The sequence below is a fragment of the Bdellovibrio bacteriovorus genome, from assembly GCF_001592745.1.
GTDB classification, from domain to species: Bacteria; Bdellovibrionota; Bdellovibrionia; order Bdellovibrionales; family Bdellovibrionaceae; genus Bdellovibrio; species Bdellovibrio bacteriovorus_B.
Window position 1 is genome coordinate 122,531 of the sequence record NZ_LUKD01000006.1, and the last position, 20,557, is coordinate 143,087.

The following is a 20,557-nucleotide window of genomic DNA, read 5'->3' on the forward strand; positions in this document are numbered from 1 at the left end:
ATGGAACAGTTCCGTCAGCTTCTGAAACTGATTCGCGAAAGCAAAGGCAAGATCGCCGTCATGGTGGTTTCAGCGTTTGTTTTCCTTTTCATGTTGTTTCCGTTTGATGACTTAAGTGATCTTATTTCTTCGCAAGTATCTCGTCTGACAAATAACTCTGTGTATTTGACTTTTGAACGCTTGAAGATGAGTGTCTTTCCGCAACCGGGTGTGCAAATGGATCAAGTCTACATTGAATCTCTTCGCACCCCTGCTCTTTCTGCACAAGAACTTGTGATCACTCCGTCAGTTTCTGGATTGATCGCGCAAAAACCTTACGGTCATGTTTCTGCCAAGGGCCTTTTAAAAGGCGATGTTGACTTGGTCGTGGGTAAAGGTGCGAAGTCTGACAACGGCATTGAAAGACAGAAGATTGAAGTGAAAGCGCAAAAAGTCTCTTTGCATGATTTGCGTGAGCTTGCAAACCTTCCCATTCTTTTAAAAGGTCAGTTGAACTTAGAGACGACAGCCCTTGCCGATCTTTCTTTTCAAGAACAACCGGATGTCGAGATCGACATGACGATCAGTAAGTTTGAGCTTCCTCCGTCGAATGTGAATACACCGATGGGTCCTTTGACGTTGCCGGATTTAAAACTGACTTCTGTGGAGCTTAAAGGTCGCTTGGCGGCGGGTCGCTTCGTGATCGAGACGGGAACTATTGGGAAGCCGGGCGATGAGCTTTACGGCACGATTAAAGGCAATATTGGTCTTAATATCGTGAACCGCGGAGGTTCTTTCGGTCAGCAAATTGGTGCTTATAATTTTGAAATCGATTTAAGAGCAAAGCGCAGCTTTCAAGATCGCGCCGCTTTATTCTTAGGCTTCATTGATGGCTATAAAACGCCAACGCCAGAAGGCGCTCAGTATAAATTCAAGATTTCAGCGACAAATCCCATGATGCCGCCCAGCTTCGGCGCCGCGCGTTAGTCGAGATCCGTTCCCTTCAAGTGACCCCTGCTATATTTAAACTGAGCAAGGGGTCTGCCTAAGAATTGCTCACACTCCACAGCAAATAATAGAGAGCCGAAGTCCTTATTGACTTCACTCTTAATCTGACAAAAAACCAAGTGGTCATTGGAGGGAAAATGTCTGGAGTAAATAAAGTTATTCTTGTAGGTCGTTTAGGTGCTGATCCAGAAGTGAAAGCAATCGGAAGTGGGAGCACTGTCGCTCGCCTTAACATCGCAACAAGCGAATCATGGGTGAAAGACGGTCAAAGACAAGAACGTACAGAGTGGCACCGTGTAACGGTATGGGGCAAACTTGCAGAAATCTGCGGTAAGCATCTTTCAAAAGGTCGCCAAGTTTACGTTGAAGGTAAATTGCAAACTCGTCAGTGGGAAGATCAACAAGGTCAAAAACGCTACACGACGGAGATCGTTGCTAGCACAGTTCAATTCTTGGGCTCTGCAGGTGCGGAAGCTGGCTCTGGCCGTTCTTCTTCATCTTCTGGTGGCGGTGATGATTACAATTTCCAAGATTTCGGACCAGAACCAAGTTTTGATTCGAACGACGAAATTCCGTTCTAATTTTTTAAAAAATTATTGCAGGTCAAAAGCCCCGAAGAAATATCGGGGCTTTTTATTTAGTCCAGTCTCCCCTATAATTATAGATCTATGAAGTGTGCTTTATTTACTGCATTCATGGTTCTTACTTTAAGTGGTTGTACGATCTACCGTTCGGAAGGTCGTAAGCAATTTGAATCTGAAGCTCCCGGTAAAGTTTCTACCTCTTCCAACTTCGAACTTAAAAGCTGCAAAAAAGAAAGCCGCATTGAAACTTGGTTTCATGAAGAGTTTCCGTCATCCAATTACGAAATGGTCGTGATGGAAAATGATCTGGAAATCTGGCGCACGCACCGTGGTTCTAAAGTTGAAATCAAAGCCATTCAAAAATCAGAAACCTCTGTTCATTCTTGTATTTATGAATTCGCGAATGACATCGTCTGGAACCTTTATAAAGATTCTTTTATCCGCGAGCTTGAAGACAACGTGATGACTCTTGAATAGGAAGCGCTGATGTTTGGAAGAAAGTTCTTTGCTGCACTTGTATTTTTACTAGGATGTTCTTCCGCGTTCGCCGCTTCGGTTTCCGCCGTCAAAGGACAAAAAGTTCTAATTACTCTGGACGGTGAATCCGTCATGGAAGGCGATGAGTTCTTTCTGGTAAACCCGGGCACGACAAAACGCACGGCCATCATTCGCGTCAAACAAGTTAAAGGCAATAAAGCCCTGGGCGAAATCTTAAAAGGACGTGCTGCTAGCGGATACACTCTGCAAGCCAAAGCGGCTTCGAAAATGAGTGCCGACGTCACGCCCACCGAAGAGAGCGAAGAGAACACTCCTCGTCCGACTACAAATATTTCTCGTGTATTAAAAGACTCTTACGGCATTCTCGGTGGCTATTTAATGAACTCTATGGATGCAGATGTCAGTTATAAAGATGGCTTTGGCATCACACAAAAAGCCGCCGTCAAAATGAGTGGTTCCGGTTTTGGCGTTGGTGGATTTTATGACTATGTTTTCAGCCCTTCTTTTGTGGGAAGAGGATACGCCGCCATTGAACAGTTCAATGTTGCGGGCACGGCTTCTTCTGCGGCCTGCTCTGGTTCAACAAACTGTGATGCTAAGATCAACTATCTCTCTGTGTACGGCCTTGCGAAATGGTATCCCTACATCGGGAAGTACCGTCCTTGGATCGGCGGCGGAATGGGTTATTTGTTGGCAGTTTCAAAATCCAGCACAGCCTTAAATCAGTCTCAGATTTCGACCAACTCGGTAATTACAGCGGCCTTTGGAACTGATATCCAAATGGATCGCAAAACTTATATCCCTGTCAGTCTTGAATACAATATGTTTCCTGCTTCGAGCACTGTGAAAGCCAGTCAGATTTTACTTAAAGCAGGATGGGCCTGGAATCTCTAGGCCTTTTCTTGAGGCAACCAGATCACAAAACGTGTCTTGGTCGAATTATCGTCAAGATAGAATTTACCCCCGTGAGACTGCACAATTCCTTGCGAGATGCTCAATCCCAAACCTACGCCCTTACCGACTTCTTTCGTTGTGAAAAAAGGTTCCATGATTTTAGATCGCAGATGATAAGGTACACCCGGGCCGGTGTCGGAAACAGTGATTTCAACACCACCGTTACGCAGGGACGCCTCTAAAGAGACCTTTTTTACCGGACTTACCGCCACGGCATCCATGGCATTATTCAATAAATTTAAAAGAACTTGAGAAATCTGATAAGGACGACCACGGATTTTTAAGTCCGGCTGAATTTGCGCGGCCAGCTCAACGCCTTCAGATTTAAATTTCTCGTGACAGAATGCCAAAGTGTCATCAACCAAGGACTCCACGGCAATCACTTCTTCATTTGTCAGATCCGTTTCGTGAGCATAGCTGCGCATTCCGCGAATGATCTTAGCAATCCGTTGAATCACCGATTCAATCGCATCCAATTTTTTCGTCACATCTCCATCTTGCGCCACCCCTTTTTGAGTTAGGACGCGACGAAGAACACTGACGTGACCATTGATAATAGCCAAAGGATTATTGATTTCGTGAGCGATACCTGCGGCCATCTCACCGAGTGAAGCCAAACGAGACGACGCCAGAATTTTCAGCTCTTGTTCTTTCAACAGCTTTTCTTTTTCACGCAGCTGTGTGACGTCTTCAAGAATACCTAAATAACCAGTGATACGCCCTTGCTCATCCAGAATTTTACTTAACGAAAGCACCATTGAATATCTTCGGCCCGTTTTCGAAATAATCGTCCACTCGGAAGCACGATTGTAGCCAAGCTTAAAAAAGTATTCGAAGTATTCAGGCCCTAGTTCGATGGTCTTTCCGACCTGCAAGGCCATTTTATCGCGGAAAGCGACGACTTCATTGAGGTCGTGAAAAATAGCTGGAGTTTCTTTCCCTTTCACTTCATCTGTCGAGTATTCAAGAATTCGTTCCGCCGCCGAGTTCATTTCACGAATGAACGTATTTTCATCTAAAGAGATCATCAAAAGCGGTACACTGTTCATCCCGGCTTGCTTCCACTCGAAGGCCTCTTTAGCTGCTTTTTCTGAATCACGAGCGCGCGTGAAAAAGCTCAAAGCGATTCCCAAAAGAACAGAAATACTCACCCCAAAGAAAAGAACAAGGTTGGGTAATGAAGACGTGTTTTCACGAATGATTTCAGGGGATGGGATTAATAGAATCTCCCATTCCGCTCCCATATAGTGATAGCGGGATTTTGTTTTCCAGTCGCGCGCGAAAACCGCGTCAGCCGTACCAGTGGAAAAAACTTCGTGACCATCTTCATAAATCGTCACGTGATAACCACTGAGGTCGATGATTTTTTCAAATACAGGTTTTGCTAAGAAAGCTCCACGAATGGTCCCAAGATATTTATCCTTGTTGTAGATCGGGGCAAACATCACAAAGCCTTTGCCGCCCGTTCTAAGTTCCATGAACTTAGAAAGATAAGCGCGGTGTTCACTTTCAGCAATCGCCATGCGTTCTTTCACCGCCGCATCTGTCGAAACATTGGCTTTAATAAGCTTGCTTCCTCCCCGGTCTAACGGATACACCCACTGGACGATGTGTTTTTCATCTGCCCACAGAAGACGACGCAATCCTTCAAACTCGGTGAAGTAACTTTCTGCATCCGCGTACCACATTTTTTCATTCTCGTATGCACCCGCAGCAAATCGACGAGCCATGTGCTGCAAGGCTTTTTCTAGAGGCGCAAAAATATTTGTGATATTAGCTTTAATGCTTTCTGCTTGAATCTGCACCACACGGCGATTTCTGTCTTGATCGCGCAGAATTAAAAGATGCCAAATCAAAATGGATGTCAAAATTCCCACGATAAGAACATAGGATGGCACCGAAGTACGACGGCGGGCCTCGGGTAACTGGCGGTTTTCCACGCGAAGCTGCCAAAGCATTGCAAGCGCAAGAAGCACTTGCCCGATGGAAGTATGAACCGCCATACGAGAAAAACTTCCCCAGCCGTATTCAGAATTAAAGCCAAATGCGTAACCAAAAATTCCGATCAGGGAAAATCCGATAACCAATGAAGAAACCGTCACGATAATGATGTGAGACGAAAAATCACGTTTTTTAAAAAAACGCGATAGCGAAATCATGATGAAACAAATCGCCGTGCTGATCGCCATGCGCCCGGAGATCACAGAGCCCACGCTCACGAAAGGATCTACAAAAAGTTTATCTATTCCTAAGCTGACACCTGTTAGGTACTGCACCAGCGTCAAACCTGATACAAGAAATACTATTGCGGAACAGGTCTTGGAAATAGTTTGATCTTTACGGTCTGAAAAAAGAAAACCTAAAGAAATTACGGCAAAACAAAAAGCCGTATTAAAAACCATCGGCGCGAAGTCGGCATGAATTTGCACGATGGTTAGATTCTTTATCCACCATCCCGTCATGACCATGAGTCCTAAAGCCAAGGTTACGAAAGCAAATATTAGGTGCAGGCGGTTTGAAATTTTATTGGATGACACGAGTGACACCAATAATACCTTTGATCTTTTGGATCTCGTAGATAGCTTGGTTGACCTGACTTGCGTCTTTCACACTGACTTCGAAATGACAGACGGCTTTTTTATCCTTAGTCGTACGGATTTGCGCGGACTGGATATTGATTCCCTGTTGCGCAAAAGCTTCTGACATCAGCTTTAAAAGACCTGGCGTATCTTGAGAAATAATTTTCAAGCGGACAATGCGCTCTTGGCCGTCACCGGCCTGTTTCACATTCCAAGTGACATCGACCTTGCGAAGTTGATCGAACTCAAAAGCCTTACGACAGTCACTACGGTGAATGGTGATACCGCGACCACGACTGATAAAGCCAACAATTGGATCTCCAGGGATAGGATGGCAACATTTTGCATAGTGAACCAGAACATCATCCATGCCATCCACACTGATCAAAGAATTCGTCTTACGCGTTTTCTGAGTCGCCGCGCGCATGACTCTTTCCATGAAAGTCGTATTTTCAGTTTTCGCCGCTTCTTTTGCGATGTTTTCTGGGGACAGTCTTTCAACTAAAATACGTGTTTCAAGCTTCCCGTAGCCGACAGTGACGTAAAGCTCATCGAGGTCCGCAATGCCATGGTCTTTCAGATATTGTTCGTAGGCCGGTCCTTTGAGGTATTTCGCCGCAGCCATACCGAACTTGCGGAATTCTTTTTCTAAAAGTTCTTTACCCAACATGATCGCGCGACGACGCTGTTCTTCTTTTACGAAGGCGCGGATTTTGGATTTGGCTTTGTTCGTGACAACAAACTTCAACCAGTCCTTGGAAGGCATCTGGGTTTTAGAAGTCATGATTTCAACAGAGTCCCCATTTTGAAGCTGATACTTCAAAGGAACCATCTTGCCATTCACGCGCGCACCGACACACTGATTTCCAAGCTCGGTATGCACGGCATAGGCAAAGTCAACCGGAGTCGCCCCTTCAGGGAACTCACGCACATCTCCGTTCGGAGTAAAGACGTAAATTTCTGTTTCAAATAAATCGGTCTTAACCGTATCGAGGAACTCATCCGAACTGCGCACATTTTGGTGCCATGTTACGAGGTCGCGCAGCCAATCTGCTTGCTGCACGTCCGAATCATCAATCATTTTACCGCGCTCTTTATACTTCCAGTGGGCGGCGATACCGCGCTCAGCGACCAAGTGCATTTCTGAAGTGCGGATTTGGATCTCGATGCGCTCCCCGCCCGGGCCAACAACTGTCGTATGCAGGGATCGATAGTTATTGGCCTTCGGCATCGCGATGAAGTCTTTAAAACGACCTGGAATTGGCTTCCACAAAGAGTGCACTAAGCCCAAAGCGGCGTAACACTCAGCCACACTATCAACGATCACTCGAAACGCCAGAATGTCATAGACTTGATCGTAATCGATGTTACGTGATTGCATCTTACGATAGATAGACCACAAGTGTTTTGAACGACCGAAGACTTCGTACTTGAAGCCGGCTTTGTTCAACTCTTTTGAAATCAGATTCTTCACGTCCTCAATGTAACGTGTTTGCTCGGCTTCGCTTTTTTTAATTTGCTGAACAAGTTGGTAGTACATGTCCGGGCGATAGTAACGGAAGCACAGATCCTCAAGTTCGATCTTGAGAGAACTAATACCCATACGGCCCGCAAGAGGACAATAAATTTCCAAAGTCTCTAAAGCAATGCGCTCTTGTTTTTCAAAAGGCATGAAGTTCAGTGTTCGCATGTTGTGCAAACGATCGGCAAGCTTCACTAAAACCACGCGCACATCTTTACCCATGGCGACGATCATCTTACGAATATTTTCGCCTTGTTTTTCGTGGCTGTTTTTAAATTTCATCTGACCGATTTTAGTAACACCGTCGACAAGATGAGCGATCACATCACCAAACTCACGGCGAATATCATCCAAAGTAGCATGTGTGTCTTCCACGGTGTCGTGAAGAAGTCCCGTCGCTATCGTATCTAAATCCAGATGAAGATCCGCCAGAATGGCGGCTACAGAAAGGGGGTGAGAAATATAGGGCTCACCGCTGCGACGAATCTGCCCTTCGTGAGCTTTTTCTGAAAAAGAATAGGCCTTCTCGATCACCTTTAAATCAGCATTCGGGTAAAAACTACGAATACGACTTAGAAGATCATCTAAGGTCTTAACGGGTTTATGGCTGACACCGGTCTCTTTCAGAGTCTCAAACATACTTGTAATAAGCTTACCTGAGTTGCAGAACGAGTTCCAACTACCTTTTCAATAAGGTCTTGGATTTATTTAGGTTTTGACGGAAGGGCCTAAAACGAAAAAAGGAGGCTGTTGAGCCTCCTTTTTAGATCCCCTTTAGATTGTAGGGTCCTATTTATTCAAATCTTTCTCGATTTGGCGGATAGCTTCCGCATTTTCCATAGCCTCAGTGTAACCTACGTTTCCGATAGCCACTTCGCGAAGCGCGCTCACAATGTATTTATTGCTACGAGTGGACACAGTCGCCTCGGCACCTTTAAGAAGCTGCTTCGCTCTTTTAGCAACCATAAGCACTAGAGCAAATCTATTAGGAACTTTTTCCAAGCAATCTTCAACGGTTACGCGAGCCATTCTGCCTCCAGGGACTAATAAAGGAAAATACTGATCCGGCCAAGTTACCGCTAAGCTAGTAATTCTTCAACGATTTTTTTAAATTGAGCGTAGGAATGTTCAAAGACGTCGTTCACGATCTGATAATCGAATTTAGAGGCCTCTCGCAGCTCTTTTTCCGCGTTCGCCATTCTCACTTCGATATCGGCCGGCATACCCCCGTCTCGTTTTGCAATACGGCGACGCAGCTCATCAATTGAGGGAGGAAGAATGAAAACGGTCTTTGCATCCGGAAATTTAGCCTTAAAGGTCGCAACGCCTTGGATATCGATGTCCATGATCGCGCACTTGCCGTGCTTCCAGGACGTCTCAATGCTGTCATAAGAAGTCCCGTAATAGTTCGTGTGAACGCGAGCCCACTCGACGAAAAAACCTTCTTCGATCTTTTTCTGGAAGTCCTCGGAACTGATAAAGTGATAAGGATGCCCTTCACTTTCACCCTTACGCATAGAGCGCGTCGTAAAAGTAATAATGTCGACCAAGCGAGGATCTTCCTGGCTGATCTTTTCGACAAAACTACTTTTTCCAGCACCGCTTGGAGCGGCGACAATAATAAGACGCGTCTTCATTGAACGTTTTGTACCTGTTCTCTAAGTCTTTCAATAAGGGTTTTTGCTTCTACCACGGCTTGAGTGATCTTGGCTACCTGAGACTTGGAACCAATCGTATTCACCTCGCGGAGCAGCTCTTGGGTGTAGAAATCCAATTTCTTTCCTTCGGCCTGCTGAGATATCACGAGTTGGCGGTAGTTTTTAATATGCTCGCTCAAACGCGTGAGTTCCTCATTAATATCCGCTTTTTCAAGCTGAATAACGATCTCTTGGGATAAACGAGTCGGATCAATATCATTGCCTTTAAGACGAGCACGAATCTTCTGTTCGAACTTCTCTTGCAGCTGAGCGTTCGCTTCGCCACGCAGTTCACTGATTACTTTAACTTGTCTTTCTAACGACAAAAGAAGCTTCTCTAAATCACGACGAAGAGCTTTCCCCTCACGTGTGCGTTCTGCGTTGCAAGCCTTGCAAGCCGCCGTGAAAGCTTTTTTAAGAATCTTATCTTCGCCCGTAAACATCTCGTACGACTCTTCAACCTTGATGATCTCTGGAAGACGAGCCAAAGCTTCAAGATGCACTTGAAATGGAACACCTAACTCTTTGGAAAGATGCTTATATGCGGTCATATACTTTTTCGCCAAAGTATCATTCACCGTCATTTGCGCCTTGGCGGCGGTATTACGAACACGACGAGAAACGAAGATATCAATCGTTCCACGCAATAAAGTTTGGCTTAAGATTTTTTTTAGTTCTGATTCCAGCGATACGAATTCGCGAGGAAGATGGAATCTTGGCTCTAAGAAACGGCCGTTCACCGCACGAATGCTCACCTCTACGGTGACGTCTTTGGTTTGAACTCTTGCGGTGCCGTACCCTGTCATGCTTTTCATAGTAACCTCATTCTCCAGCTTTCCCTTTCGTGGGGTCAAAAGGATTTAGGAATTCCTCGACCACGGATCTTGCTTGGGAAAAGCCTGTTTTTCCGTCGAACCACTGAATGTCTTTGTCTCGCTGAAACCAAGTTCTTTGCCGTTTAGCGAGCTGCCTTGTATTGGTGGAAATGTCCTCAAGAAGCTGCTCTTTGGAGATTTCATTCTTCAAGTAGGCGATGGTTTCTTTGTAGCCCACGCTACTCATCGGAGCCCATGACTCTAGACCTTCATCGAGTAGCTCTTTCACTTCCTCAACCAAACCCGCCTCGAGCATTTTGCGAGTGCGAAGATCAATGCGCTCTTTTAAGAGTTCGCGATCCCAAGAAGGCCCAATCTTCAAAAGAGGAAACGGAAAAGGCGCCCGCGATTCTTCGAATTCTTTTTGGATGGCCGTCACGCTTTTCCCTTGCGTGCGAATCAATTCGATTGCGCGACCTATACGGTAATGATCAGACAGGTGAATTTTGGCGCCATATTCGGGATCTTTTTCCAACAGCTCCTGATAAAGTTTTTGGGCACCCAATTCGGTTTTAAGCTCTTCGGCCACTTGCTTTTGCACGGCCTCAGACACAGGCAAAACGGGATACATGCCTTTTTCAATGGCCATGAAATAAAAGCCCGTTCCTCCGACGACAAAAACCGGGGTGCCGTCGGGGATTTTTTCCATGACTTCATAGAAGTCGCGGCAATACTGACCAGCGGTCATTTCTTGCGAGGGACTCACGTAATCCAGAAGATAATGGGGCACTAAGGCCTGTTCTTCTTTCGTGGGCTTTGCAGCACCAATATCGACCTTTTTGTAAACTTGAATAGAGTCACAGTTGACGATAACGCCCTTAAATTCCTGCGCAAGTCGAAGAGCCCACTCGGACTTTCCGGTGGCCGTTGAACCAACAACAAAAATCACGGGCTTTGCTTTATTCATCAAACGATGCGACCAAAATCTTTTTCAAGCTTATAGAACGGATACTCCACACTCACCGGGCGACCGTGAGGACAGAAACTAGAAAGAGGGAATTGATCCATGTCTCTTAAGAGTGATTTCATTTGATCCACCCCTAGAGCTTGTCCGGCACGCACCACGGAATGGCAGGCCATCGTGGCACAGATGTCTCCGACGACTCTTTCTAAAGAATAACTGCCGCCCTGCTCGACTATTTCGTTAGCCATTTTATCAAGGACGGTGCTTAAGATGGACTCTTTGATCATTAAAGGTGCAGCTTTCACGCCGATCGTTCCCGGTCCTAGCGACTCGATGAAAACACCCAGGCGCTCTATGTCTTTACCTAATGTCAAAAGCGCTTCCACTTTTTCGGGAGACATATCAATAGCCAGTGGGAAAAGGAAGTCTTGCACATCGACCTTGCCCCCCTTCCACGCATTCATGAGTTTTTCGTAAACCACCCTTTCATGAGCGGCGTGCTGGTCCACGAAAACAATTTTGTCGCGGGCTTGAGTCACGATATAAGTGAGATTCGCCTGACCTAAAACTTCAAGTGACGACCAGTAACCACGAGGCGCTTCCGGCTCGGCCACCGCGGACGGCCCTAAGCTTTCGCGCGAGGACGCCGCTTCTGCCAAAGTCTGATAGCTGACCTTCGGTTGATTCACGGAAGAACTTGGGAAAGAAAAGTCCTTCTTTTGAAAGCTCGTGGCTTTCAGTGACGAATCATCGAAGGCCAGATTTTCTTTCGGCATCGCCGGCATTGCAGAGGGTGAATTCAGAAAATTCGGAAGCCCTTGAGTCGAGGGATAATCCGCAGAAGACACGTCCGAAAGGGGTGCCACGGGCTGCGGTCTCTGCTGAGCCGGCAACCAAGGCGCTTGCTCTAAAGTGCTGCGCAAAGCTCCCGCAACGGCACGGAAAGCTAATGAAGGTTCTTGAAATTTCACTTGCGATTTTGTGGGATGAATATTCACGTCGACACAGTCGGGATCTGTTTCGACCCACACAACGGCAATAGGATATTCCCCGTGCATAAGAAGACTGCGGTAAGCTTCATTGACAGCCGCCTGCAAACTGCGATCTTGAATCCAGCGATTCTGCGCAAAGAGCCAAATATTTTTAGCCGTCTTCGCCACATTGTGAGGATCCGCGAACACGGCATAGGCTTTCACGTTTTCACGCGAAGCTTCGCCGACGAAAAGAGGTTTGATTTCTAAAATTTGCTCAACACGATCCTTGCGATTTCTGCAAGCAGGCCAAAAACTGACAAGCTTGCCGTTTTCCTGAATGCGGAATTCCACGTCGTAGTGAGACAGGGCCATAGCTTTAAGCGTCGTTTTGATCGCTGTGTTTTCTGCGGCGTCGGATTTTAAAAACTTCAAACGCGCCGGAGTATTATCAAAAAGATTTTCAATTAAGATCGTCGTCCCTTGAGAGCCGCCCACTTTATCGATGTCTTTTTTGCGGCCGTATTCTGAAATGAGTTGATGAGCCTGTTCATCATCCGCACGACGAGACGTCAGCGTCAGCTTACTGACAGCGGCGATACTTGCAAGCGCTTCGCCACGAAATCCAAAAGTTCTTAAGCGCCACAGGTCATCTGTTTTTGAAATTTTACTGGTGGCAAAACGCTCAAGCGCTTTCGGCAAATCTTCAGGTGCCATACCCTTCCCGTTGTCGATCACCTTAACAATGCGACCGCCGTCAAAGAACTCAACGTGCACGCGCGTGGCCCCCGCATCGATACTGTTTTCAACAAGCTCTTTAACTAAGTGAGCAGGACGCTCCACCACCTCGCCTGCGGCAATTTGGTCGACGACTTCAGGAGATAAAACTTGAATGGACATAGAGAGAGAATGTGCATGAGGAGCGCCAGCAAGTCCACTCTGGCGCGGTGCGCATTGGGTAAAAATCGTCCGTCCTTATTCAGGGCGGCGGCATTCTCCCCAAGCCTGGCATTTTAGTAGCCTCATGCGTAGTTGCTTCAGCTCTGAAAGCGTCAATTCAAGCTCTGCATCAAAGCCTTTTTTGACGCCGCCGGCTTGAGAAAGGGAGCGGTACTGCGTGGAACTGTCAAACTGTGCTACGTTAAATGGAAGACCCTCATAAGAGTCAAACTGCATTTGCTGAGAATGTTTTTCTAAGTTCCATTGAAAGCGCAGACGCTGAGACTTTGCTTTATCCAACGCTTGCTGGAGGTTTCTCCAGCACTTTACTTCACTGACTAAGACCACCTTCTGAGTGGCGCGATCAATAACAACGATATCAAGTTCTCCGAGGGTGAGCACCCCGGTGCTGTATTCAACACCAGTAGTAATTAGAAACGGACCGGCGGGATATTCTTCCCTGTAGTGGAGCTTCGCCACTTGTTCGCAGATCGCGCCATCAGGTTCATAGTTAATCCCTGATTGTTTCAACGCTTCGAAGTAAGCCTCGGTGTCAGCAGCAAATGCAGAGATGGAAAACAAAACGGACGCGAAAAATAAAAGAAAACGCACGAAAATCCCCCTCAACGCCGTCACGATGTAACACCCCTCGTGTCACCTGCCAGTATATTTGCAATGCGTTATTGTGAGATTAGAATTCCCAGCCAAAATTGAGACCGAAGCCATAGTACTTCGTTCGTTCCCAATAGTATTTAGCATCTGTTCGTATAGAGTAGCGCCCCAAACGCCATGAAAGGCCCAAGTCAAAAACCGCCCCCAAGGACATATCATCTGCGGAATAACTGAGTGTCTTTGTTCCATTTGGAACTTCCAAAGTGAAGTGAGAGTACTTAAACATCGGGCCAAACCCGTAAAAGAAAATCGCGTTTTTCCCTTGTGGAAGAACGGTTTGAAATAAAAAATCCGCGAGGAAAACAAAACCGTCAGAGCCTTTTCCAGTGTAATCTGAATAATATTTCGGGGCTCCCACGTGAAAAAGGATATTTCCTTCAGTGTAGATTTCTCCCGTGAAGATCGTATTAAATCCGGCAAACTTCACACCGTAAAAAGGAAGAAACTCCGAGCGCTCCTGACCTAAAGTGTCCTCAGTATAATTAATAAAATCCAAGGCCGGTCCACGATAGCGAGTCGCAAAGAAAGGTTTTCTTTTTTCGTCTTTTTTCTCGGCTCGCGATTCTTCTTTGGGAGTTTCTAACTTATAAACTCCAGGTTTGATGTCGGTATCAGAAATCCACCCGACAGAACCCGGCTTAATACGGATTTTATAGAACGGACCTTTTTTACCTTTGGAAATACTATGAACAGCGCCACGTTTTAAAGTCGCGATAACGGGAGCATCAAAATCCGCATCTTGATACACCAGCGCCCCATCAAGAATGACTGTGGCCTGTTGCGCCTGAGCCCAGGAAAAAAGAGGAAGAAAAAGCAGAAGAGTAAGAGCCGCAAGACTCTTACTTAAAGCGCATAAGCCATACACGATAGAAGGCCTCAATGACGATTTTTAAAGACATTTTGCTTTGTCCAACACGACGGTCTTCAAACACAATCGGTGACTCGGCTCCTTTAAAACCTTTTTTCATAGCTTTGTATTTCAATTCGATTTGAAAGCTATATCCATTGGATTCAACCGTGGAAAGGTCTATGGCGTGCAGAACTTCTTTTTTCCAAGCGTTAAAGCCACCGGTCCAATCGTTCAACGGAAATCCCAGGATCAAGCGCGCGTAAATACCACCACCGCGGGAAATAATTTTGCGCAAGAGGCCCCAGTTCACAGTGCGACCTCCCTCGACATAGCGAGAACCCACAGCGAAATCGTGAGTTTCTAATTTTTTAAGAAGCGGTCCCAGATCTTCGGGGCGGTGGGAAAAGTCGGCATCCATTTCTGTGATCGCATCGAAGCCATGATCCATACCCCAACGAAATCCCGCAATATAGGCTTTTCCCAAACCTTGCTTACCAGGACGTGATAACAAGTGAAGCTGAGGAATGTTCTTTTGCATCTCACGAACAATGGCACCCGTTCCATCTGGAGAGTTGTCATCAACTACCAAGATCTCAACGCCTAAATTTTGTGCAAGGACGGCGGGAACAATCGCCTGGATGTTTTCTTTTTCATTGTACGTAGGAATAACGATCAGTGTTTTCATGCCCCCTTAAACTGGCATAAACCGGCCGACCTGGCAATCTTTAGATCAAATGGAACGAGAGACTAAACGCCCTTTTCCCTTTTCTTGAAGAGCTTTCGCTTTCTCTGCAGGGATTGCGGGCAAATTTAACGGCTTGGCAAGAAGGTATTTAGGATCTTGCTTGCGAACATCCAATTGAAAACGAACCTTGTCCGCCGCAGCCTGTGGATCTTTGGTGTAAAGAACGGGATCAAAACCACACGCTCTGCACACCACAGAAAGACGCCAGCGGATTTTCACGAAAACTTCTGAAAAAGCCAGACACACCACAAACACAATCATCACACGAGGATCAAACTGCTGCCAGATGGCGAACATTATCACGACCGACGCTAGTGCACTTCCCAACACGTTCATCAAAGAAATACTTTTCTTACGATAAATGCGACGAGGCGATTTGCAAAAAGCGCAGTAACAATTGTGATGTTGGCGAAAACTCGGAAACATACTTCTAGTGTGCCAATAAAGAGGTCTAGAACGAAAGATGATTTTATGAAAAATGACAAAGCCTTGCTAGAATCAAGGAATGCAAATATCAAAAGCACTCCAATTCGTTTTGATCGTTTTTTCGGTGTTCTCTTCTTCCACTTTAGTCCAGGCGGCTTCCTCTTCTGACTATGAAGAAGTTTCCTATGACCAGCTTCTAGATGAGCTCAGCTCTAAGAAAAATGTCATGGCCGCTAAGCAAACGAGCTCTTTTGATGACGTGCGCTTACATGCCGGGATTGGCTACGTGAACACCTTCACGAACATCGCGACTCAGAACAAAAATTTCAATCGCCATGCTAGCGGCATTCAACTGTCGATGGGAATGGACCTGTTTTCTCCGAACTGGTATTCCGAAGGTGTGTTTAGAAATTATGGTGTCACCTCTTCGGGAGCTGAAGAGCTCTCTTTGAAAGAGTTCGATCTGAAGATGGGCTACACGAACAAGCTTGAAAGTATTTGGAACTATTCTTTGAGCGCGGGTCTTTCCAATCGTTTTATGCGCTTCACCGACCCTACTCGCAATATCGACGTGAATGACACCACTCCTTCATTGGTGGTTTCTTCCGGCTTCGCGGCGCAAGTGCACAAGAATCTTTCTTTAGGGGCGGAACTCAGCGCTCGCTCGGCTATGGTAAACCGTACGGCAGACAAAAACTCCTTTGACTTTGCCTTTCGCCTGACTACGTCCCTATAATGGGGACGTGGATGTCGTAGTATTTTCTTTAAGTCTTTTAGTTTTCATTTTGGGCTTGGCGATTTTTTCAAATCGCGCCCGTGCTCGCCAAGAAATTCCTTTTGAGCTCAAACCCAACTGTCTGCTCACCCGTTGGCCTCTTCTTTTTGTAACCGGGCCGCGTTCGCTCTTTTACTTTAGCAAGTACTGGAATATCTATACTGTCTTTCTAGCGGAACATGGTTATGAAGTTTTCACTTTGCATCTTCCCTGGAAAAACTCTGAGCAGCGCAAAGAACGTTTTCGCCAGTTCTTGGAACAACAAGAAAAAAGTCAGCGCCGCTTTCATCTCGTATTAGATGCTCCCACCATGGACGAATTTTCAGACCTTCTAGCTTCGCGCCGGTCAGTCAGCGTCATCAGCATTACCGAGCTCGCGGATGCCGGAGCGGAGGACCTTCGAATCCAGTCATTGAAGGCTTACCCAATACCCAAAGAAATTATCGAAATTCCGACAAACTCAGCCTCTCTTTTGCTGGAGCTTTCGTATTCACTTCATCGTCAGTCGGCTAAAAACAAAAAGCTCGCTTCCTTGAACGTGCTAGGTGCCAATACGAAAACCGCCTTGGAAAACAGTCATCGCCTGTTAACCCGCGCGCAAACATTGGCAGAGATGGACTTAAGAGAGTCTCTGTAAATCCCCTTGCGTAAGTTCTGCGCAAATGATGCAATAACGATATGACAGACTATAGAGACGTTACTCCCGGTGCTCACTCCGACAATGCCAAAGAAGTTCTTCGTTACATCGTGAACTACCTTCGTCACCCGATTGAAAAAATCAAAAACCTGCCGGACTGGAGTTGGACTACGTTGATCGTGACCTTAGTGGTTCTATCAATGGCTTCCGGCGTGTTAACGGGATTAGTACCACCGAACTTTTTTCGTTTGATGGGCGGATTCATCATCTCTCCACTTGTGGGTGTCACGACGACTTTTATCGGCGCACTTTTTATTTATTATTACTTCCAGGTTTATGAAAAACGCACCTGCTCTTTGCGAAAGATCTTCACCCTGATTCTTTTTGCCAATATTCCTTTCTTTGTTTTTCAAGTGGGTTCAGAGATCATTCCCCCGATTACTTTAGTGGGTTTTGCTTTCACCGCTTTACTGATGGCCGTGGGCCTGACGGAAAATTTCCAGATGGACAAGCGTCGCGCACTTCGTCTGGTTACGATTCTTTTTGCCATTGTTTTCATTCTTTGGCTTTGGAATCGTATTGATATTTCGCGCTTGGAAAGACTCGGTTAAACCCCTTAACCTTCCTAATTTCGAATACAGCCTTGATGTCTCAATCTTAGATGTGAGCCAACTGGACCTTTGTCGGTAAATACACCGACTCTCTTTTGGTCTGGTCGAAATCTGTCGATATAAGTCCAGGAACACAGTTTGTTTAACTTCTGGAACGCATCGAGGTAGGTTCATGAAAACCCTAGTTATCACTTCGGCCGTGACATTCGTGCCGGATAACTATGATGACTTAACGCTCGGCCTGGCCGACAACCCTTACGTACAAGGGCTCGTCGTTATTGATAACCGCAGTGCTGATATATACCTTAAAGCGTTTCTTTTGATGCTTTCTGGAGCGGGCCCCCTGATGGGATGGCATCTTCTTAAAAACAGCTTAGACAACTCCTTAGATCGAAAACAAAAGCGCTACGAAGCTTTGGGTAAAAAAGTGTGGGTCATTAAGGACGTCAACTCTGACGAAACTATTCAGTTTCTTTCTTCGTTGGAACCCGATGTGATTTTAAATGCGCGAACTCGCTCTTTTTTCAAAAAGCGCCTTCTAGCGATCCCAAAAATCGGCTGCATCAACATCCATCATGGGTTGCTTCCGCATCAACGGGGACTCATGTGCGATTTTTGGGCGCATCTTTTCGGCACCTCATTTGGTTTTTCTATTCACGAAATGACTTCGAAACTAGATGACGGCTCACTGCTTAAAGTGGTCGAAGTGCCTTCCGACAAAAAGAACTATCTGGAGTCATTAAAAAATGCCGCTCAACTAGAGACGTCAGCCGCGACGGAGGTGCTGCAGGAAATTGCACGCACCCGGAAAATTCAAGGCCTTGAGAACGCAAAAACAGACCAGACCGTGTACCGATCTAACCCCGGTCTCATCGATTTTTACAAGCTACGCCTGCGAGGAATAAAGATATGAAAACCATCATTGCTTTGCATGGAAACCCCGGTCATCCCGACGATTGGACTTTGCTTAAAGAAGCCGTTCAACCTTTGGGCTATACCCTTCACGCGGTGAAAGCCGACAGTGAGGAGTGGTTGAATCTTCTGACTCAAGACTCGTCAAAGAAAATTCTTCTTGGCCACTCTTGGGGTGGCTACCGCATTTTAAAAACTTTGCCTGCTTACGAAAAGTATGTCGAGCAAGTGATTTTAGTCACACCTTATTTAAAACCCGAACGCGAGATTTCACCGATAGCGGGCGCTTTGCTAAAGCTTCCTGTCTTGGGCGACGCTCTTATTAAATCGAACTTTGCTAAATCCAAAGACACATTTCTAAAAGATCTTTTCCATCCATGGTCATTGGCGGACCACCCCTATTTACAAAAGATCACAGATCGTTTTGATTGGAATCTTTGGCAGAAAACGGCCTTCAATAAAATTAAAATGCAGGACAATCCGTGGACTGCCAAAGATGTCGTTAAAATACCTATCACCGTGGTCTATGGAAGTGACGACAAAATTACGGACGAGTCGATTCAAAATCAAATCGTCACTCAATATCCATCCCACAAAATCGTGAAAGCATCTAAGGCCGGCCATAGTCTTCTGTGGTCGCATATTCAAGACATCTTAAAAGTTTTGCAGGAGAAACCAGGAATGTCCCACCCTTCTGAAAAAATTGGTTACTACCCGGGTGCTGATGAACGTAATAACGTGATCAGCTACATGGAAAAACACTTACGCGAATTCCCTGACCGCGTCGCACTTTCGTGGGTTTCACGCGAAACCTTGGCAAAGTGGGATGGCAATCCGCACACGCCTCTAAAGCATGATCAAATCACCTACAAACATTTCGCCGCAAGAATCAACTCTTTCGCGCGCGGACTCTTAGATATCGGTATTAAAAAAGGAGATCGTGTTATCATCTTCCTGCCGATGAGCCTTGACATGTACACGGCGATGTTTGCTGTACAACGTATTGGTGCTATTGCCGTGTTCTTGGATTCTTGGGCGCGCAGCCATCACTTAGGAGCTTCGGCAGAGTGCGTGGGCCCTAAAGCTATGATTAGTTTCAATATGGCTTTTGAACTTGTGAATCAGGTTCCTGAATTTCAATCCATGCCAATTCGAATTATGTATGGACCGGGCGACAAGTGCACTCACCGTTTCGAGGAACTTTTGAAAAAAGATCCGTCGCCGATCGCGGCCGTAGAAAGCGAGTTCACGGCATTGATCACATTTACGACGGGCTCAACGGGAAAACCCAAAGGAGCCAATCGCACGCATCGATTTCTGTCAGCGCAACATCACGCGCTCTCGCATGTGATACCTTATACAGAAGTCGACAAAGACATGCCGGCCTTCCCGATCTTCAGTTTGAACAACCTGGCTTCTGGGGTGACCACGGTGTTACCAGCATTGGACTTAGCGGCCCCATCAGAAAGAGATTCGGCCATTTTGGCGTGTCAGATTTTAAATGAGAATATTAATTGCACGACGTTATCTCCAAGCATGCTTGTGGGACTGGCTCGGTACTGCAAAGAAAAGAATATCATCTTAAAAGGACTTCGTCGCGTCGTGACCGGCGGCGCTCCGATTTCTAAAGACGATGTGAAAGCTTTCTATGACATCGCTCCTCAAACTGAGCTTTGGATTTTGTACGGCTCGACAGAAGCAGAACCTATGGCTCACATTGAAGGCCGGGATATGCTGAAAGAAAGCAAAATCACCGATCCAGAGATTATCGAGGAAGGTGTGAACGTCGGCCACATCAGTGAAGACATCGATTTTAAATTCATCCGTATCAAAGACGGCCCCGTGGATTTGAAAGACTCTTCATGGCAGAAAATCGAAGTGCCGAATGGAGAAATCGGAGAGTTTATCTGTACGGGCGACCATGTCTGCCGCGACTACTATAACAACCCCGACGCCTTTAAAACCACAAAGATCTTGGATGAAAAGAACCGCGTATGGCATCGCACCGGGGATTTGGCCTATATTGATTCCGACAAAAATCTTTGGATCGTGGGCCGTGTGAATAACGCCATCGAAAGAGCGGGAAAGTACTACTTCCCGGTGCGTTCCGAAGTTCTTTTGAAGCGTTTTGATTTTACTTACCGCTGTGCCTTCTTAGGGGTTCCCGACTCCTCTCTGGGACAAGCGACTTACGCCGTCGTTGAATTAAAACAAGAAATCAACAGCCAAAGTTTTGACTTTGAGGCGGCCAAAAAAGAAATCCGCCGGGTTTTTGAAAAAAATAAAATTCCCGTGGATCAGATTAAGTTTGTTAAAAAGATCCCTATGGATCCTCGCCATCACTCGAAGGTGGAATACAAAGTTCTGCGCGATCAGTTGAATGATCCCGAGGTGATTATTGGGTAATTGGTGGATATTA

The 20,557-nt window shown here is 46.1% G+C and carries 20 protein-coding genes; 9 read left to right on the forward strand and 11 right to left on the reverse strand.

Translation table 11 applies throughout. The features are described 5' to 3' along the window. The 4 genes from gspN to AZI87_RS13670 all read left to right on the forward strand — a co-directional run bounded on the left by gspN (position 1) and on the right by AZI87_RS13670 (position 2,963). On the forward strand, positions 1 to 966 hold the full coding sequence (gene gspN / locus AZI87_RS13655; protein ID WP_063208274.1) for a type II secretion system protein GspN: 966 nt from the start codon (positions 1 to 3) through the stop codon (positions 964 to 966). A gap of 158 nt (positions 967 to 1,124) precedes the next feature. After that, a complete protein-coding gene (locus tag AZI87_RS13660) occupies positions 1,125 to 1,568 on the forward strand; it encodes a single-stranded DNA-binding protein (protein WP_063208275.1) in 444 nt (147 codons plus the stop codon). A gap of 87 nt (positions 1,569 to 1,655) precedes the next feature. After that, positions 1,656 to 2,048, forward strand: a complete 393-nt coding sequence (locus tag AZI87_RS13665) for a hypothetical protein (protein ID WP_063208276.1) — start codon at positions 1,656 to 1,658, stop codon at positions 2,046 to 2,048. 9 nt (positions 2,049 to 2,057) lie between these two features. Beyond that, the gene (locus AZI87_RS13670) at positions 2,058 to 2,963 is read left to right on the forward strand and encodes a hypothetical protein (protein ID WP_063208277.1); all 906 of its coding nucleotides are present in this window, start codon (positions 2,058 to 2,060) and stop codon (positions 2,961 to 2,963) included. Here AZI87_RS13670 and AZI87_RS13675 read toward each other — a convergent pair. From AZI87_RS13675 to AZI87_RS13725, 11 genes are all read right to left on the reverse strand, one after another. Further along, entirely contained in the window at positions 2,960 to 5,560 is a 2,601-nt protein-coding gene (locus AZI87_RS13675) for an ATP-binding protein (RefSeq protein WP_155722574.1), read from the reverse strand. The two genes, AZI87_RS13670 and AZI87_RS13675, sit on opposite strands and share 4 nt — an antisense overlap. Then, the gene (locus AZI87_RS13680; protein ID WP_063208280.1) at positions 5,547 to 7,763 is read right to left on the reverse strand and encodes a RelA/SpoT family protein; all 2,217 of its coding nucleotides are present in this window, start codon (positions 7,761 to 7,763) and stop codon (positions 5,547 to 5,549) included. The genes AZI87_RS13675 and AZI87_RS13680 overlap by 14 nt, the downstream gene beginning before the upstream one ends. A 150-nt stretch (positions 7,764 to 7,913) precedes the next feature. Next, positions 7,914 to 8,153: a DNA-directed RNA polymerase subunit omega gene (rpoZ, locus tag AZI87_RS13685; protein ID WP_063208282.1), complete on the reverse strand. Its 240-nt coding sequence runs from the start codon at positions 8,151 to 8,153 to the stop codon at positions 7,914 to 7,916. A gap of 50 nt (positions 8,154 to 8,203) precedes the next feature. After that, the gene (gene gmk, locus AZI87_RS13690) at positions 8,204 to 8,761 is read right to left on the reverse strand and encodes a guanylate kinase (RefSeq protein ID WP_063208284.1); all 558 of its coding nucleotides are present in this window, start codon (positions 8,759 to 8,761) and stop codon (positions 8,204 to 8,206) included. Further along, positions 8,758 to 9,636 carry a YicC/YloC family endoribonuclease gene (locus AZI87_RS13695; protein WP_063208285.1) on the reverse strand — a complete coding sequence of 293 codons (879 nt, stop codon included), beginning with the start codon at positions 9,634 to 9,636 and terminating at the stop codon, positions 8,758 to 8,760. Before AZI87_RS13695 ends, gmk begins: the two co-directional genes overlap by 4 nt. A gap of 7 nt (positions 9,637 to 9,643) precedes the next feature. Then, positions 9,644 to 10,603: a tRNA (adenosine(37)-N6)-dimethylallyltransferase MiaA gene (miaA, locus tag AZI87_RS13700; RefSeq protein WP_063208287.1), complete on the reverse strand. Its 960-nt coding sequence runs from the start codon at positions 10,601 to 10,603 to the stop codon at positions 9,644 to 9,646. After that, positions 10,603 to 12,471 (reverse strand): DNA mismatch repair endonuclease MutL, encoded by a 1,869-nt coding sequence (gene mutL, locus AZI87_RS13705; RefSeq protein WP_063208288.1) that lies wholly within the window; start codon positions 12,469 to 12,471, stop codon positions 10,603 to 10,605. The genes miaA and mutL overlap by 1 nt, the downstream gene beginning before the upstream one ends. 75 nt (positions 12,472 to 12,546) lie before the next feature. Continuing rightward, positions 12,547 to 13,122: a hypothetical protein gene (locus AZI87_RS13710; RefSeq protein WP_063208290.1), complete on the reverse strand. Its 576-nt coding sequence runs from the start codon at positions 13,120 to 13,122 to the stop codon at positions 12,547 to 12,549. 79 nt (positions 13,123 to 13,201) lie between these two features. Further along, positions 13,202 to 14,047 carry a hypothetical protein gene (locus AZI87_RS13715; RefSeq protein ID WP_063208292.1) on the reverse strand — a complete coding sequence of 282 codons (846 nt, stop codon included), beginning with the start codon at positions 14,045 to 14,047 and terminating at the stop codon, positions 13,202 to 13,204. Further along, the gene (locus tag AZI87_RS13720) at positions 14,022 to 14,717 is read right to left on the reverse strand and encodes a polyprenol monophosphomannose synthase (RefSeq protein ID WP_063208293.1); all 696 of its coding nucleotides are present in this window, start codon (positions 14,715 to 14,717) and stop codon (positions 14,022 to 14,024) included. Before AZI87_RS13720 ends, AZI87_RS13715 begins: the two co-directional genes overlap by 26 nt. A 45-nt stretch (positions 14,718 to 14,762) precedes the next feature. Next, positions 14,763 to 15,203 (reverse strand): hypothetical protein, encoded by a 441-nt coding sequence (locus AZI87_RS13725; protein ID WP_063208296.1) that lies wholly within the window; start codon positions 15,201 to 15,203, stop codon positions 14,763 to 14,765. Between the two features lie 79 nt (positions 15,204 to 15,282). Here AZI87_RS13725 and AZI87_RS13730 point away from each other — a divergent pair, with 79 nt between their 5' ends. From AZI87_RS13730 to AZI87_RS13750, 5 genes are all read left to right on the forward strand, one after another. Beyond that, the gene (locus tag AZI87_RS13730; protein ID WP_063208298.1) at positions 15,283 to 15,939 is read left to right on the forward strand and encodes a hypothetical protein; all 657 of its coding nucleotides are present in this window, start codon (positions 15,283 to 15,285) and stop codon (positions 15,937 to 15,939) included. A gap of 7 nt (positions 15,940 to 15,946) precedes the next feature. Beyond that, positions 15,947 to 16,615 carry a hypothetical protein gene (locus AZI87_RS13735; RefSeq protein WP_063208300.1) on the forward strand — a complete coding sequence of 223 codons (669 nt, stop codon included), beginning with the start codon at positions 15,947 to 15,949 and terminating at the stop codon, positions 16,613 to 16,615. Between the two features lie 41 nt (positions 16,616 to 16,656). Further along, positions 16,657 to 17,226 (forward strand): Yip1 family protein, encoded by a 570-nt coding sequence (locus tag AZI87_RS13740; RefSeq protein WP_063208302.1) that lies wholly within the window; start codon positions 16,657 to 16,659, stop codon positions 17,224 to 17,226. 172 nt (positions 17,227 to 17,398) lie between these two features. Further along, positions 17,399 to 18,139, forward strand: coding sequence for a formyltransferase family protein (locus AZI87_RS13745; protein ID WP_063208304.1), 741 nt, complete (start codon positions 17,399 to 17,401; stop codon positions 18,137 to 18,139). Continuing rightward, complete coding sequence (locus AZI87_RS13750) at positions 18,136 to 20,544, forward strand: alpha/beta fold hydrolase (RefSeq protein WP_063208306.1); 2,409 nt, start codon at positions 18,136 to 18,138, stop codon at positions 20,542 to 20,544. The genes AZI87_RS13745 and AZI87_RS13750 overlap by 4 nt, the downstream gene beginning before the upstream one ends. The last annotated feature ends 13 nt before the right edge of the window (positions 20,545 to 20,557 follow it).

Bases quoted from the DNA above. Each gene is read 5' to 3' on its own strand.
- gspN (WP_063208274.1), top strand. From the start codon at position 1: ATGGAACAGTTCCGTCAGCTTCTGAAACTGATTCGCGAAAGCAAAGGC.
- AZI87_RS13660 (WP_063208275.1), top strand. From the start codon at position 1,125: ATGTCTGGAGTAAATAAAGTTATTCTTGTAGGTCGTTTAGGTGCTGAT.
- AZI87_RS13665 (WP_063208276.1), top strand. From the start codon at position 1,656: ATGAAGTGTGCTTTATTTACTGCATTCATGGTTCTTACTTTAAGTGGT.
- AZI87_RS13670 (WP_063208277.1), top strand. From the start codon at position 2,058: ATGTTTGGAAGAAAGTTCTTTGCTGCACTTGTATTTTTACTAGGATGT.
- AZI87_RS13680 (WP_063208280.1), bottom strand. From the start codon at position 7,763: ATGTTTGAGACTCTGAAAGAGACCGGTGTCAGCCATAAACCCGTTAAG.
- rpoZ (WP_063208282.1), bottom strand. From the start codon at position 8,153: ATGGCTCGCGTAACCGTTGAAGATTGCTTGGAAAAAGTTCCTAATAGA.
- gmk (WP_063208284.1), bottom strand. From the start codon at position 8,761: ATGAAGACGCGTCTTATTATTGTCGCCGCTCCAAGCGGTGCTGGAAAA.
- AZI87_RS13695 (WP_063208285.1), bottom strand. From the start codon at position 9,636: ATGAAAAGCATGACAGGGTACGGCACCGCAAGAGTTCAAACCAAAGAC.
- miaA (WP_063208287.1), bottom strand. From the start codon at position 10,603: ATGAATAAAGCAAAGCCCGTGATTTTTGTTGTTGGTTCAACGGCCACC.
- mutL (WP_063208288.1), bottom strand. From the start codon at position 12,471: ATGTCCATTCAAGTTTTATCTCCTGAAGTCGTCGACCAAATTGCCGCA.
- AZI87_RS13720 (WP_063208293.1), bottom strand. From the start codon at position 14,717: ATGAAAACACTGATCGTTATTCCTACGTACAATGAAAAAGAAAACATC.
- AZI87_RS13725 (WP_063208296.1), bottom strand. From the start codon at position 15,203: ATGTTTCCGAGTTTTCGCCAACATCACAATTGTTACTGCGCTTTTTGC.
- AZI87_RS13730 (WP_063208298.1), top strand. From the start codon at position 15,283: ATGCAAATATCAAAAGCACTCCAATTCGTTTTGATCGTTTTTTCGGTG.
- AZI87_RS13740 (WP_063208302.1), top strand. From the start codon at position 16,657: ATGACAGACTATAGAGACGTTACTCCCGGTGCTCACTCCGACAATGCC.
- AZI87_RS13745 (WP_063208304.1), top strand. From the start codon at position 17,399: ATGAAAACCCTAGTTATCACTTCGGCCGTGACATTCGTGCCGGATAAC.
- AZI87_RS13750 (WP_063208306.1), top strand. From the start codon at position 18,136: ATGAAAACCATCATTGCTTTGCATGGAAACCCCGGTCATCCCGACGAT.